This window comes from Luteimonas fraxinea, assembly GCF_021233355.1.
GTDB classification, from domain to species: Bacteria; Pseudomonadota; Gammaproteobacteria; order Xanthomonadales; family Xanthomonadaceae; genus Luteimonas; species Luteimonas fraxinea.
This window is the reverse complement of sequence record NZ_CP089507.1, coordinates 1,257,433-1,272,466: the sequence shown is the minus strand read 5'-3', so window position 1 is coordinate 1,272,466 and position 15,034 is coordinate 1,257,433. Positions and strand designations below refer to the sequence as shown.

Sequence of the window (15,034 nt, the reverse complement as noted above, 5' to 3'; positions counted from 1 at the left end):
ATGCAGGCATTGAGCCATCCGTTCGCGGCCGCCCTCGTGGCGGCCGCGTGCGTTGCGGCCATCGGCATCGCCGCGTTCGCCTGGGTGTTGTTCCGCGAGCCGCGGCAGCTGATCCGCGCCGAATACGGGCGCCAGCGTCGACGCTTGCGGCTGGCCGTGCATCGCGCGCGCATCGACGGCCTGCACTGGTGCTGGACCGAACGCGCGGGCACTCATGCAACCGCGCCGACGCTGGTGATGCTGCACGGCTACACCGGCAGCAAGGAGAACTGGTACCGGCTGGTGCCCGAACTCGATGCGCGCTTCCGTCTCGTGATGCCCGACCTTCCTGGCTGGGGCGACAGCGAACGCATCGCGAATGCCGACCACGGCTTCGTCGCCGAAGCCGCGCACGTCGCTGCGTTTCTGCGGCATCTCGATGCAGGCCCGGTCGTGCTGCTGGGGCATTCGATGGGCGGCGGCATCGCCGCACTGGTCGCCGCGAAATATCCCGATCTCGTCGCGCGCGTCGGTCTGCTCGATGCGGCCGGCGTGCACTTCGAGGACAACGCCTTCGGTCTCGCCGTGCTCGACGGTCGCAATCCCTTCGGCATCGAGGACACAGCGTCGATGGAGCAGTACCTGTCGGTGCTGTTCCACGAGCGCAGTGCGCGGCCGCCGCTGCCTTGGCCGGGCACGATCGCCTTCGTGCGCCATCGCCGCAACGAGGCCGCGTTCGAACAATCGGTGCTCGATCGCATCGGCCGCAGCGACGAACGGTTCGCGCCCGGCGATGCTGCCGGCGACATTCGACAACCTGCCTTGCTGATCTGGGGCGCACACGATGAAGTGATCGATCCGAGTGCGATGGCCCTGTACGCTGCGCGCATGCCGCAGGCGCGTCAGGTGCTGCTCGACCGCAGCGGCCACATGACCCTGATGGAGCAACCGCGCGACGTCGCCGACGCGGTGCACTGGCTGATCGAACGAGGAACGCCCGCATGACATCCCGACACCTGCTCGCCACTGCACTGCTCGCCGCGTTGTTGCCGTTGACCGCCTGTCAGGACCGCGAAGCCCAGGCCGCCGCACAAGCGCAGGCCCAGGCCGCCGCTGCGGAAACACAGGCCGAAGCCGGCGAGCGCGATTTCGAAGCCGCTGTCGCGGTCGAGAACTGGGCGCTGGCGAAGGCGCAGGCCGATGTGCTGCTGGCCCGCTATCCCGACACCGCCGCCGCGGAGCGCGTGCGCGCGAAGTTCGACGACGTCGCGGCCAAGGGTGAAGCGTTGCGCGAAACCGCGCGCACCCAGGCGCTGTGGATCTACAACACCGCGAACGTCGAAGGTGGCGAACAGCTGTCGGCGGCGATCTACGCCAAGGACAACATCGATGTCGACGGCACCGGTGCGAAACGCGTGCAGCTGATCTTCCGCGATCACCCGTCCTGGGGTCGCAGCAGCTACCTCGTGCTGCAGGCCGGCGATTTCGACTGCGTTCCCAGCTGCCGCGTCAACGTGCGCGTCGACGACGGCGAACCCCGCCGCATGGCCGCCAACCGCCCGCAGACCGACGAAGCCATCGCGATGTTCATCGACGACGAACGCGCGCTGTGGCGCCTGCTCGATGGTGCGAAGACGGTGTCGATCGAGTTTCCGGTGAAAGCGGGTGGCACGCGGACGGCGGTGTTCGAAGTGGCGGGGCTGGATCGGGCGAAGTTGCCGAAGTGGGGATGACGCGGGAATCGGCGTCATCGCAAGGCTCGCAGGGCATCAGCAGCTGAAGTTCGCGCCGATCTGCCATTCCGTCATTCCAGCGAACGCTGGGCTTTCAACGGACGCATGTCCGGTCATCCATCTTGATATTCGCGGGGTCTTCGATCGCGAGTGATCTCCCGCCGACCGCGAAAATGGATTCCAGCCTTCGCTGGAATGACGGGGGCGGAGGTCTTCGTGGATCCCCGGAAATTAACTGCCGTCATTCCGGCGAAAGCCGGAATCCAGCGACCTACGCTTTCCGGTATTCAAAGCGATCAGGCAGACACAACGCAGAGCCGAAGTCACTGGATGACCAGCCATTCGGCTGTAAAAGAGCACCTCTAGTTTTCGCCGGGATCACGGCAGGTTTTGAATACGACAGACATCAGCGCAAAGCCGACGCCTTAGCGGCAATTCGCCTGCGCCACCGACAACCGTTGACCCGCCGCATTCCGCTCCCGCGTCGCCACCCGCTGCTGCGCGTCGCGTTGCGCGCGCAGGCCGCTCTGATCCGTGGGATCGCGCGCGTCGCCGCCGCGTGCGGCGCGCTGGGTTTCGATCGCCGCGACGCGACGTTGTGCGCTCGCCACGCGGGCATTGCTGGTCGGCTGGATCGAGCGCGATGCGGCCTGCACGCAGCGTTCGTGCGCAGCGTCGCGTGCCGCGTTCGCGCCGACATGCGTGGGCAGGCGCGGCGAGGGTTCCGCCTGACGCAACACCGGCGCAGCACGCGGCGGTGGATCGGCAGGATTGCGCAGCTGCTGCGCGAAGGCGGGCGCTGTCGCGGTGGCGATCAACAGCATCAGCAGAAGTGGAGTGCGCATGGGACTGTCCGGGTGCACGCAGAACATCGCGTTCGAACGTTCTAGATGCCGTCGCGATGCAGACAGGTCAATGCAGCGCGGTCCACAGGTTCAGGCACGGGCCGGCTGCCACGCCATCAAAGCGCGCGGTGGCGCCCGTCCTGCGTGTCGTTCGGATCGAGACTTGCCAGCGGTGCCGGCGGTTGCGCCGGCACTTCCGCCGGCATTGCCACCGGTTCGCGCGCGGCGCCATCGAGCATGCGTGCACGGCGCCAGCCGCCCCAGCGGTAGTAGCCGATCGACAGCAGCATCGCGAGCAGCGCGCTGGCCGGGAAACTCCACCAGATCGCATCCACGCCGAGCGTCGGCTGCAGCAGCGTCGCGAACGGCACGCGCACGCCCCATAGCGTGACCGCGAGGATCACCAGCGGCGGCATGACCGCGCCGGTCGAGCGCACCACGCCGAACAGCACGAAGGTCACGCCGAAGAACAGGAACGACCAGATCGCGATGCGGTTGAGATGACGCGCGGTCTCCAGCGCGACGCTGGCCTCGCCGAGGAACAGCGACAGCGCAGCGCGATCGAGCAGCAGCAACAGACCGATCAGTGCGCCAGTCATCAACACGTTGAAGCCCACGCCGGTGGCGGCGATGCGCGATACGCGATCCCAGTGCCCGGCGCCGACGTTCTGCGCCGCCATTGTCGAACAGGCCGCGCCGATCGCCATCGCCGGCATCTGCACATAGGTCCACAACTGCAGCGCGGCGCCATAGCCCGCGGTGGTGTCGACGCCGTGCGCGTTGACCATCGAAATCATCGCGATCATCGCCGCCGACAGCATCACCATCTGCAGGCCCATCGGCAGGCCCTTGGCCAGCAGCGCACGCACGATGGTCCAGTCGGGCTTGTAGAGATGCCGCTCGGTGCGATGGATCCACAAGCGGTGTTTCCGGTGCCGCAGCCAGGCGAGCAGGGCGGTCAGACCGAGCGCATTCGCGATCAGGCTCGCCAGCGCCGCGCCGGCCATGCCCATCGCCGGCAGCGGCCCGACGCCGAGCATCAGCATCGGCACCAGCACGATGTCGAGCGCGACCACCAGCAACAGGAACAGGAACGGCGTCCGTGCATCGCCGGCGCCGCGCAGAATCGCCGACAGAAATGCGAACGCGTACAGGAACGGCACCGCGAGAAAGATCAGTTTCAGATAGGCGTCCGCATGCGGCAGCGCATCGGCCGGCGTGCCCATCCACAGCAGCACGTGGCGCGACAGCGGCAGGCCGACCAGTGCGACCAGCACGGACGCGGTGAGGAAGAACGTCGCGCTGGTACCGATCACGCGCTTGGCGCCGGGCAGATCGTCGCGGCCGATCGCCTGCGCTACCAGGATCGTCGCCGCCATGCCGACACCGAACACCGCGCCCAGCAGCAAGAACAGGATGTTGTTGGCATTGGCGATCGCCGCCAGCGCGCCCTCGCCGAGGAAACGCCCGATCCAGACCGCATTGACCGAACCGTTGAGCGACTGCATGACGTTGCCGCCCAGGATCGGCAGCGCGAACGCGAACAGCGTCGGACCGATCGCACCGCGGGTCAGATCGCGTGGAGGGGCGGGGGTGTCGGCAGGTCGGCGTCGCGGCATCCGCGCATTCAATCGGGAAGCGGATCGCGGTGTGGTGAGGATGGGTTCGCACTTCACGCGCGCCCCCATCCCACCCTTCCCCGCGCGCGGGGGAAGGGTGGGATGGGGGCGAAGCAGCCGGTCGCGCGGTGACAAACCACTGACCATGCCCAAGCGCCCGGTTTTGTTTCGCCGAAACCTGAGGGTCTGCCCCCTCCCAGCCCTCCCCCGCGAACGGGGGAGGGCTTCAACCCTAGGAGGGCTGGCGCGACCTACCCGCACCCGAACTGTGACCCATGCACGCTGGGGCACCCCCCATCTGTCGCGCGCCTCCGAAGGCCCGGACACTTCAGTTATCCGGGGGATGTGCCCGACCGATCCAGGAGCCTGCCGTGAGCCTCAACGCCCTCTCGTCATCCGACACCAGCAACCGCCTGCAGGACTTGCCGCCGCCCGGCGAGGCCACGCAGTCCTACACCGCGCAGTGCGGCGACACGCTGTCGGAGATCGCAAAGGCCCACGGCGTCAGCCTCGAAGGCCTGCTGGCGGCGAATCCGCAGGTGAACAATCCCGACGTCATCTATCCCGACCAATCCATCGCACTGCCCGCCGGCACCAAGCCGCTGAGCAGCGACGCGACTTCCGTCAACGGCGCGGCACCGGCGAATGCGACCCAGAGCACCTACACCGGCGGCCCGCTGGATCGCACCCAGCTGGCCCAGCTGTTCCACGAGGCCGGCTTCCGTGGCGAGAATCTGGTGAGCATGGTCGCCATCTCGATGCGCGAATCCACCGGCGATCCAGCCGCGTTCAACGGCAACGCCGCCACCGGCGACAAGTCGTATGGCCTGACCCAGATCAACATGATCGGTGCGATGGGCCCCGAACGCCGCGAGGCCTTCGGCCTGACTTCGAACGAGCAGCTGTTCGACCCGCAGACCAATGCCCGCGTCGCGTTCGAACTGTCCAACAACGGCACCAACCTCTCGCCTTGGGGCGCCTACAAGGGCCTGACGAATACCTACAACACCGACGTTTCCGCAGCGCGCACGGCCGTCGCCGATGCGCAGGCGCAGGGCCTGCTGGGCACGCCGTTCAACGGCGGCGCACGCACCGAGGGCACCGCGCCCGTGCAGCAGAACGCACCGGCCTCGTCCACGCCGACGCTGGAACGCAACGACCGCGGCCCCGCCGTTACCGATCTGCAGACCCGTCTGGCGGCTGCGGGCTTCAGCCCGGGCACGGCCGACGGCATCTTCGGCGCACGCACCGAGGGTGCGGTGCGCAGCTACCAGGCGAGCCGTGGCATCGAGGTCGACGGCGTCGTCGGCCAGAACACCTGGGCCCAGCTCAACGGCGCGCCTGCGGTCGAGAAGCCGCCGGCAACCGAGCCTGTCGCGCCGGGTGAAGTCGCCCAGGTTGCCGACGGCCCGAGCAATGCCCGCATCGCCACCCTGCATCCCGAACTGCGCGGCCAGGCCGCCGAGTTCGTCAATCGCGTCGAACAGGAACTGGGCATCACCCTGCGCGTGACCCAGGGCTTCCGCACCTACGCCGAGCAGGACGCGCTCTACGCCCAGGGCCGTACCACGCCGGGCGACATCGTCACCAATGCCCGCGGCGGCTACAGCAACCACAACTTCGCCACCGCCTTCGACGTCGTCGAAGTGCGCCCGAACGGCAGCATCAACTGGAGCCCCGACTGGGATGCCATCGGCCGCGTCGGCACCGACATGGGTCTGGAATGGGGCGGCAACTGGACGACCTTCGTCGACCGCCCGCACTTCCAGCTCGACACCGGCCTGAGCACGGCGGACATGCGCAGCCGGATCGCGAACGGCAACGTGGATGCGGAAGGATTCGTCAACCTGCGTTGATGCCCGGACTGGTCAGCTTCACCGGAACAGGGCGCCGTAAGGCGCCCTTTGTGTTTGCGTCACTCGGGGTCTACTCGATTTCTTTCAGATATCCGGACAACTGTTTCGGATCGTTCGTAACCTCGATTCCCGAGATCACCCAACCTCCTGGCGCACGATAGAACGTCATGTGCCAGAAGACGAAACCACCCGCCATCTTGTGCAGATAGACAGCGCGCTTGAACGACGGCGCGTATTCGCGCTCGCGGATCAGCTCCATTCCCTGGAATCTGCCCAACGCTGAGACTTTGGGCCCGAACTCGTCCTTGAACATCATCCGCCAATGGGCGAGGTCGTATGCCGCGTATCCCAGCGATTCGTTCTGCTGCAGAAGCGCGGTGGTCGCATCTTCAAAGTCGGATGTCGACAGCGTCTCGGAAAAGCGATCGACCAACTGGTGCGGGGTGAGGCTTTGCCCATGCGAGGCCAGCGGAAGTGCAAGCAGAGCCATGAAGATCAATCGTTTGATCACTGCGTATGCGTTCATGCGTGGATTGCGGGTGCGGAAAAGTTGGGCTGACATCTCCGCTGTGTGAGCGAATTGGCGCAGTCGTAGTGAAGCCCAGAGTGGTGATGATCAGTAATAACTGAGCCGCAGGTTATTGACGAATGTCTGCAGATCCTCAATGGCCTCCGCATCACCGCTCATCGCATTGAGTGCATCCATGGTCTGCTCCGGAGTCAGACGCTCACCGTTGCTCCCAGGCAAGCCGCCGAAGCCTGACGATTCCAGGATCAACGGTACAACGGCTCTGGCAGCAAAGCCCTCGGTTTCTCCCGTCGCGGCGAGTACTTCGGCCACGTCGGGTGCGAAGCCCGCCGCTGTCAGGAACTCGATTGATGATTCTCGTGCGGCCTGGCCGCTTTCGAATTCCGCCAGACTGGCTTGGCCGAAGAGGGAAGCCACGATCATCGTGCCGCCAACCACCCAACCGACCGGTCCGGAGGCCACCGAGAGCACGATGGTCCCCACTCCCGCGAGACCGTGCAGTCCGGCTTCGAGCCCATCTCCTTCGGCGATCGCCTCGGCCATATAAGCGAAGTCGCCGACCGACGAGAAAACGCCGAGAGCCTTGCCCCAATTCGCAGCGCCCAAGGGGCCAAGACGGCCGCGCGCATCATCCAGCGCACTTGCCGCGGAGAGGTCCACGCTGCCGGGACGCTGCAGCAGTGCGATAGCAGCGCTGCCCAGGCCGGCAGCCGCGCCCAGTGTCGCGACCTGATCGCGGACTGTCGGGTCGTCGATCGCCTGGCTCGCGTACTTGTTGAGTGCGAGAACACCCGCGGCGACGCCCAGCGAGCGCAGCAAAGTACCGGCGACCGTATCGGTGCCGAAACCCTCGATTCCGTTGAGCGCGCTGTCCAGACGTGTAGCAGCGCTCTCGACTGCCGCCGCTGATGCATTGCTGGGGAGATTCGCGAACTCGTCGAGCGAACTGATCGCCGCGCGATACGCATTGGCATCTCCGCCGTACAGGCCAGCAACACGATCGCCCAGTGCGTCAAGCTGCGATCGGGCCGCAGCGGCGCTGGCAGCGTTGCCGTGTTCGAGGTCGCCGAAGATCAGCGAGACCTCCTGTTGGATCGCGTGATTGCCGATCTGGCGCAGCGTGTCCGCGCCGGCCGCGCCTGCGCGTGCAGGATCCGCGAGAGCGATCATCGCGTCTGCTTGAGGACCGGTGAGGAACGAGCGGTCGCGGCTGGCCGCGAGGTTCACTGCGTTGAGCACTGCCTCGCTGTTGAAAAGGTCGCGCAGCGCGCCGTCGACAGGTCCGGTCAGCGAGTCGGGTAACCCGCTCACGCCGGCCAGCAGCTCGCGCATCTGTCCGGCCCGTTCGATCAGCCTGCCTTCCAGCTGCGCAAAGTCCGCCTGCCAGTCGGCGTCCTGGTTCGCCAGCCAGGCTTCGACGGCCGCACTCGTCGCTTCGGCCGGCAGGCCCTCATTGTCCTGCAGCAATGTGCCCAGTTCGCCCAGCATTTCCTGATAGGTCTCGAGATCGCTGGAGATATCGTCCCCTATCGATTCGCCCGCAGACACAAGCTGCTCGGTCGCCACGGCGGCGGTTTCGAGGTCGCCGTTCCGGGACAGCTGCGAAATGATCTCCAGGGCCAAACCCGGGCTCGCGCCGCTCTCGACAGACTGGCCCAGTGCGACCGCGAGTGGATAACCTTGACCCCTGTCCACACCGTTGGAGGTGAACATGATCGCGATATCGGTGCGTAGCTGATTGCCTTCAGGTGTGTCTCCGAGAGCGCCCACTGCATCCGCAATCCTTCCGAAGGACTCGCCGCCCGCCGCCGCCGGGTTGCCCAGATACTGCGGTCGCAGCTGCGCAATGTTCGCGATCGTGTCCAGGTTGCCTTGGATCACCGCATACGCGAGATCCGGTGGCAATCCGTCGGTCAAGCTCTGTAAACGCGCCGAAGATTCGTTCGACGCCCAGACCGATTCGCGCCCGGTCAGTGCGTCGCCCTCTTTGCCTGCATAGGGTTCGGCCACCCAGGGTTCCACCTGTTCCCGTATCAGGGTCGCGAGCTCGGGACTCGTGGTGAGATAGCGTCGGTCCTCCTCAGACAATCCGTCGAGCCCTGCCGACAGCGTATCCATCACCGCTGCTGCATCTGATTGCGCGGATGCCTCGTCAAGCAGGGCCTGGACTTCGGGTCGTTGCGAGAGCGGCTGCAACAGCGCCAGTTCTTCGGTCGCCCGGTGCACGATCTCTACCGCAGCGGGATCGCCCTCATACCGCTGCAGCAACGGAGCCGCCGCGACTTCCAACTGCGATGTGCCCGGGATCACCGGCCCGACGAACGGCGGCGTTGCGTCGAGTTCGGCCAGAATTGCAGCTTCGAACGCCTCGCGTGCAATCCCCGCGTTGCTCGCCGCAGCGGTATAGAAGTGAGGCGGCGCGACATCCACAGCCTGGCGCGCTTCTTGCCAGGCTTCGTATGCAGATGCCGTGTGCGCCGGCGTGCCCGGTTGCGCGTTCGCTGCACTGACGGGTTGGGCCGGCGGTGTGGCCTGGGCGGGAGTCGGCGCGTAGCCACGGTAACCGTCGATGGTGGGATGCATGAAGCGCTCCGGGCATGATCTGAGACATTGCCCGCGGACCTGCGCACCCGGACACTCGGGTCGACCCTATAACGGGGACTCAATTCAGAGAGTTTCGAGCTCGTCGCCAGCGCGACTCTCGCCCTGATTCAGACAGATCGAAGCGTGGCAGCCAATTTGAGCAGGTCCTAAGGAACTCCGGCACTGCGTTCAAATCGTCGGAGAAAACGCTGAGAGAACTCGGCAATCATTAATTTCAGGGAGCGGCGCCCGCGCGCCCTCTGATCGTCCTGCGTACAAGCAATGACCGGTTAGCCGCCGAACGGCCAGAAGGTAAGCGTCCCAAATCCATTATGTCGCTCAAATGCTTCATGGATTGGAGTGATATCGATTTCTGGGTTGGCGACCCGATCCTGCAAACCAATCCAATAGCGGCTGTTGTCGCCCCAGGGCTCGTTAACGGCTGCCGGTAAGCCATGAAAGTTGAAGACGATCCGATCGTCCTTGAACCAGACGCGACGCACATCCGTTACGCCGGGGACGGAGCGGAGAAGGCGAATGAGTGGTCCGAAGATCAGCCAGCTGCTGGTGACCTCGAAGCCGACCAGATGCCCGTCGTCTCGAACGCTCGGAAAGGTTTTCAAAGGGTGGCGCCTGATCAGGTCATGTCGTGAAGTGGCGTTGGGTCGAATGAATTGTTAGGCGGTCACTGCGTATACATACGTCGCGCCAGCAATCGGACCAATCAGAGCGCCAAAGAGTAATGCCCCCGCACGCGACCTGCGAGGGCCGAACCAGTACGCGATGCTCCCGACGACAATCGATATCGCCAAGATGCGTACGGCCGCGAATGCCGCATAGGGCCAGTCAATAGCGCGATAGTAATTCCACATGCTGCAGCCAAAGATGGCGGACAGGGCGATAAATGACGCGATGGCTGCTAGCGCCGCCAGAGACATGTTGTTCCCATCGCGACCGGTCAAGCTCATTTCGGCACACCTCCCAACGCCCAAGTTAAGCCGCAATGCGAAGCGGAATCGTCTTGAATGAATTGTTAGGCGGCTGGCCGACGCCGGCAACCTGGAACGCCATTATTTGTCTGAGTCCGCGCGGACTTGCCAGCGGAAGCTAAAAAAAACACCAAGAAGCCCAAGTGGCATACAGATGACCCATTGTGCTGTGTGATTGGGAATCACAGAGAAAACAAGCCAGCAAGCCAGCGCTGTGAGCGCGAAGCCGACATACAGTCGCCACGAGCAGAGCAGCTCGCCAATATCCAGAATCAGATCTATGAGCCCTAGCATTGCTCCCCCTTGCGGCCTAAGGCCTGAATCAGGCCGTGCCGTGAAGCGTCGTCGGCTTGAATTAATTGTTATGCCGCACTATCGGGCTCCCAGCGTCGGTAGACAAGATGAATGAGCGGATTCAGGGCGCTTGGAAAGGGAGCGCTCACATGTTGCTCTTCCAATTCCCAAGGTGCGGCGAAGTCCGCTGCTACCTCGGTTGCCGCGCAAGAGCAACTCTCTTGCGCGGGACCCATGGCTATACCGTCATACTCAAAACGGAGGCGAACAACGAACGCGCTCTCATCGGCCTCGATGGAGGCTTGACGCAGTTCGGGGTGGACCTCGCCCCAGAGGGCGCGAATTAGAGAGAGTACTAGCGCTTGATGGGATGCGATGCTGTCCATGCGATCTAGCGCCTGAACTCAGCCGCGCCGCGAAGCGGCGTTGGCTCGAATGAGTTGTCAGGACCCACGTTGCGGTAGACGCCGACCAGCCAGAACAGAAGGCCGGCGAGAAATCCGAGCGGAGCAGAAAGCAATGCAAACTTGTACCAGACGATAAAGCTATCAAGCAGGTCGAGGCTGACGGCTGCAAGGACGCCAACGGCAAAGCCACACAGGCCAATTTGCCACCAACCTGTCCAGCCGCGCCAACGAGCAAGCAAAAGTAGTGGAAGTCCGAATAATACTGAGGCTGGCACTACTACTGCTGTTCCGTACCAAGCGAATAACCCAAGAGCTCCCGGGCAGGATCCGCCAGCAGGATCAACGCCAACCAGCCAGGCCGTACATGCTGCAATAGGAAACGCGAAGATGGCTAAGACCATCGCGAGAAGCATCCCTATAGCTATCCGAACTTGGCGCATGTTGGTGTGGGCCCTAACGCCTAAGTTAAGTCGCGCCGCGAAGCGGCGTCGGCGTGAATGAATTTTTAGGCATCGGACTTTCCGCTTCGATTGGCCAGATTGATTGCCATGTCTTGGTCGTTGAGCGAGAGGAACAGATAAATAGCAACAGGAGGAACTAGAGATCCCAAGCCATACAGCCATGGGCTCTTTCTTTGCGCACATGCTGCCTTAGACATGAACCAGGCCACGAATGGCATCGTCGCAAGCACCGGCAGAACTGCGAGATTCGTGCCGTATCCAAGCTCATTGAGAGCAAGCGTAAGGGCTGCCGTTCCAAGTAGTGCAGCGATAAAGAGAAGAGCGGCCCGCCCGAGGTTCTTCTCCAAGTGCACGAATGGATTGAGCATGATGTCTAACACCTGGATTAAGCCGACCCTCGACGCGGGTTCGGCTTGGATGAATTGTTAGGCAGCATAGGTAGCACGGACCAAGTCAATGCTGCCACTTTGGCAGGCCGCAATGTACGCAAGCGCGCGCGAGGCCAGTAATACAAAGCGCCACTGAAGAAGCGCTCTCGGCAGCGCGGGCAACGAAAGAGTTGCAGGCGCATAGCGGCATAGAGGAACGCGACTATCCAGCTGACTGCTATCCCCAAGAACGTCCAGCTTGGTGCCAGGAAAAGCGACAGCAGGTAGGCCAACGACACAGCAACAAGAAATCCAACTACCCAAGTAAGCCAGAAGAGACGAGAGCGATGCCGATAATCGCTCCATGCATCAGCGTATGAGTAGTTGATCATGCGACCTAACGCCTGAATTGAGCCGCGCCGCGAAGCGGCGTCGGCTTGAATGAATTGTTAGGCGCCATCCCGTAGCTCGATTGTTTGAAGTTGCGGAAACCGAGCAATGATCTGACTTGCCTCATTCCAATGATCCTCAAGAAACTGACCTTCAATCGGAAAGAACATAGTTGCCAAATCACTGAATCGGAACTCGATGCCCCGAGCGGGCGAGAACTGTCTATGGATCGAAAGAGGTATACGGTTCTCGCGAAGATGCCATATGAGCTCGTCAATCACGACATTCCAGGCTTCTTCTTCCAGCTTGACTAATCCAGTCCATGAGCGCCTAACTAGTATTCGACCCCGGATTCGGAGTGTTGCGCCGAGTATGCGTCGGGTGTGGGCCAGTCGCAAAGTGGTGCCTTGTGAATGGAATCAATGGATTGACGCATGCGTGCCAGCACACGTGTTCGCACGGCCCACTGGGTTATCAGGCAGGAGCCGACAAGCGGTGTTATGCGACGAAAGTGGGGTGTGACGCAGATAGTCGGAGGTCGGCACAAGCGCCGATCTTCAGATGACGGCTCTGGCGGAACGTCGCCGGCTTCGAGCAAGAAAAAAGGCGCCCCGAAGGACACCCTTGTTTCACTCGTCGCAATGTCGCCCGACTCAAACAGTCGTCTTGCTCTCCAACGCATACCCGAACTGCTGCCGGAACTGCAGCGAGAACTCGGCGTAATCGAAACGCTGGTTCTGCGTGCCGGGATGTTCGACTTTCAATGCGCCCATCAGGTTGCCGATGCGGCCGATGGTCAACCAGTCGCAGCCCTTTTCGATGCCGAACAGCAGGCCGGCGCGGAAGGCGTCGCCGCAGCCGGTGGGATCGGTCACGCGACGCTCGTGCGCCGGCGGCACGTCGTGGATCTGCCCTTCTGCGTAGATGACGACGCCCTTGGGGCCGCGCGTGCAGATGTAGGCGCGCACCTTGCCGGCGATGACGGCCTCGTCCCAGCCGGTGCGTTCCTGCAGCAGGTTGGACTCGTAGTCGTTGACGACGACGTAGTCGGCCAGCTCGATGAAGTTGCGCAGTTCTTCGCCGTTGAACAGGGGCATGGCCTGGCCGGGGTCGAAGATGAAGGGAATCTTGCCGTCAAAGAACTCCTGCGCGTTCTGCAGCATGCCTTCGCGGCCGTCGGGGCCGACGAGGCCGATGGTCACGCCCGGCACGTCTTTCACGTGGTTCTCGTGGCTGCGCATCATCGCGCCCGGGTGGAAGGCGGTGATCTGGTTGTTGTCCAGATCGGTGGTGATGAAGGCCTGCGGCGTGAACAGGTCGGGGATCTCGCGGACCTGCGACAGATTGATGCCGTGTTCTTCGAACCACTCGCGGTAGGGGCCGAAGTCCTGGCCCACGGTGCCCATCGGGATGGGGTCGCCGCCGAGCAGTTTCAGGTTGTAGGCGATGTTGCCGGCGCAGCCGCCGAACTCGCGACGCATCCGCGGCACCAGGAACGAGACGTTCAGGATGTGCACCTTGTCCGGCAGGATGTGGTTCTTGAACTGGTCGGGGAACACCATGATGGTGTCATAGGCCAGGGAGCCGCAGATCAGTGCAGACATCGGGCGGAAGCTCGCGCGGAAAGGCCGCACAGGGTACCGGCGCAGGGGGCGGGAGGCCAGCGCGGAGGCCGCTGCGGCGCGCCGCAGGGACCCGGAACAGCGGCCTACCGGGCGCGCAACTGGGGGTGCCCCGGGGCCGCGGGGAGGCCGCTTTTTTGCTAGGCTAATCCGCTTCGTTTCGCCTCCCTGCCGGACGCCCTCTCCCGATGTTCAAGAAGTTCCGCGGTCTCTTCTCCAATGACCTGTCCATCGACCTGGGCACCGCAAATACCCTCATCTTCGTCCGCGGCCAGGGCATCGTGCTCAACGAGCCGTCGGTCGTCGCCGTGCGCCAGGACCGGAGCGCCGGCCAGAAGGTCGTCGCCGCCGTAGGCACCGAAGCCAAGCAGATGCTCGGCCGTACGCCCGGCAACATCACCACGCATCGTCCGATGAAAGACGGCGTCATCGCCGATTTCACCTACACCGAGGAGATGCTGAAGTACTTCATCAAGAAGGTGCACAAGTCGCGGTTCCTGCGTCCGAGCCCTCGCGTGCTGATCTGCGTGCCGGCCGGTTCCACCCAGGTGGAAAAGCGCGCCATCAAGGATTCGGCGCTGGAAGCCGGCGCGCGTGACGTATCGCTGATCGAGGAGCCGATGGCGGCTGCGATCGGCGCCGGCCTGCCGGTCACCGAGGCGCGCGGTTCAATGGTCGTCGACATCGGCGGCGGCACCACGGAAGTCGCGGTGATCGCGCTCAATGGCATCGTCTACTCACAGTCGGCCCGCATCGGCGGCGACCGCTTCGACGAGTCGATCATCAATTACGTGCGCCGCAACCACGGCATGCTGATCGGCGAATCCACCGCCGAGCGCATCAAGCTCACGATCGGCTGCGCCTATCCACAGGAAGAGGTGATGGAGATGGAAGTCTCCGGCCGTCACCTCGCCGAGGGCGTGCCGAAGATCGTCACGATCAGCTCCAACGAAGTGCTCGACGCGCTGCGCGAGCCGCTGTCGGGCATCGTCGAAGCCGTGAAGCAAGCGCTCGAGCAGACGCCGCCGGAACTGTGCGCCGACGTGGCCGAGCGCGGCATCGTGCTGACCGGTGGTGGTGCGCTGCTGCGTGACCTCGACCGTCTGATCAGCGAAGCCACCGGCCTGCACGTGCAGGTCGCCGAGGATCCGCTGACCTGCGTCGCCCGCGGTGGCGGTCGTGCGCTGGAGCTGCTGGACCTGCACGGCAACGAGTTCTTCGCGGACTGATGGCGTCGGGAGCGGCGATCGGAGCGAAGTTCTGGTCGCCATCCCGTCGTCGATGTCCTCAAGCGCCGCCGCGTTCGCAAGACCCGTCGCCCCGCCGGTGTTCAACCGGCGGCTGGCTGTCCGGGCCGGG

Annotated in this window: 13 protein-coding genes; 4 read left to right on the top strand and 9 right to left on the bottom strand. The window is 63.9% G+C overall.

What is annotated here, in order from left to right:
* Together LU699_RS05720 and LU699_RS05715 are read left to right on the top strand one after the other, a co-directional pair.
* Window positions 1–984, top strand: coding sequence for an alpha/beta fold hydrolase (locus LU699_RS05720; protein ID WP_232147782.1), 984 nt, complete (start codon window positions 1–3; stop codon window positions 982–984).
* Entirely contained in the window at window positions 981–1,712 is a 732-nt protein-coding gene (locus LU699_RS05715) for a hypothetical protein (RefSeq protein ID WP_232134123.1), read from the top strand. The genes LU699_RS05720 and LU699_RS05715 overlap by 4 nt, the downstream gene beginning before the upstream one ends.
* A gap of 425 nt (window positions 1,713–2,137) precedes the next feature.
* On the opposite strand, the gene LU699_RS05710 is transcribed toward LU699_RS05715, so the two are convergent.
* Entirely contained in the window at window positions 2,138–2,557 is a 420-nt protein-coding gene (locus LU699_RS05710) for a hypothetical protein (RefSeq protein WP_232134124.1), read from the bottom strand.
* A gap of 116 nt (window positions 2,558–2,673) precedes the next feature.
* On the bottom strand, window positions 2,674–4,176 hold the full coding sequence (locus LU699_RS05705; RefSeq protein ID WP_232134125.1) for an MATE family efflux transporter: 1,503 nt from the start codon (window positions 4,174–4,176) through the stop codon (window positions 2,674–2,676).
* 371 nt (window positions 4,177–4,547) lie between these two features.
* Between LU699_RS05705 and LU699_RS05700 the strand changes: the two genes are divergently transcribed.
* Complete coding sequence (locus LU699_RS05700) at window positions 4,548–6,032, top strand: peptidoglycan-binding protein (RefSeq protein ID WP_232134126.1); 1,485 nt, start codon at window positions 4,548–4,550, stop codon at window positions 6,030–6,032.
* A 70-nt stretch (window positions 6,033–6,102) separates the two neighbouring features.
* Here LU699_RS05700 and LU699_RS05695 read toward each other — a convergent pair whose 3' ends face one another.
* The 7 genes from LU699_RS05695 to LU699_RS05670 form a co-directional block, all read right to left on the bottom strand.
* Window positions 6,103–6,558 carry a hypothetical protein gene (locus tag LU699_RS05695; RefSeq protein WP_232134127.1) on the bottom strand — a complete coding sequence of 152 codons (456 nt, stop codon included), beginning with the start codon at window positions 6,556–6,558 and terminating at the stop codon, window positions 6,103–6,105.
* A gap of 90 nt (window positions 6,559–6,648) precedes the next feature.
* Window positions 6,649–9,144, bottom strand: coding sequence for a hypothetical protein (locus LU699_RS05690; RefSeq protein WP_232134128.1), 2,496 nt, complete (start codon window positions 9,142–9,144; stop codon window positions 6,649–6,651).
* A 290-nt stretch (window positions 9,145–9,434) separates the two neighbouring features.
* Complete coding sequence (locus LU699_RS05685; protein WP_232134129.1) at window positions 9,435–9,767, bottom strand: hypothetical protein; 333 nt, start codon at window positions 9,765–9,767, stop codon at window positions 9,435–9,437.
* 728 nt (window positions 9,768–10,495) lie between these two features.
* Window positions 10,496–10,813, bottom strand: a complete 318-nt coding sequence (locus tag LU699_RS18500; RefSeq protein WP_484497417.1) for a MafI2 family immunity protein — start codon at window positions 10,811–10,813, stop codon at window positions 10,496–10,498.
* A gap of 5 nt (window positions 10,814–10,818) precedes the next feature.
* A complete protein-coding gene (locus tag LU699_RS05680; RefSeq protein ID WP_232134130.1) occupies window positions 10,819–11,247 on the bottom strand; it encodes a hypothetical protein in 429 nt (142 codons plus the stop codon).
* Window positions 11,248–11,339: 92 nt separating this feature from the next.
* Window positions 11,340–11,663: a hypothetical protein gene (locus LU699_RS05675; RefSeq protein ID WP_232134131.1), complete on the bottom strand. Its 324-nt coding sequence runs from the start codon at window positions 11,661–11,663 to the stop codon at window positions 11,340–11,342.
* 1,043 nt (window positions 11,664–12,706) lie between these two features.
* Window positions 12,707–13,657, bottom strand: a complete 951-nt coding sequence (locus LU699_RS05670) for a carbohydrate kinase family protein (RefSeq protein ID WP_232134132.1) — start codon at window positions 13,655–13,657, stop codon at window positions 12,707–12,709.
* 206 nt (window positions 13,658–13,863) lie between these two features.
* Between LU699_RS05670 and LU699_RS05665 the strand changes: the two genes are divergently transcribed.
* Window positions 13,864–14,904, top strand: a complete 1,041-nt coding sequence (locus tag LU699_RS05665) for a rod shape-determining protein (protein ID WP_232134133.1) — start codon at window positions 13,864–13,866, stop codon at window positions 14,902–14,904.
* Window positions 14,905–15,034 lie beyond the last annotated feature (130 nt).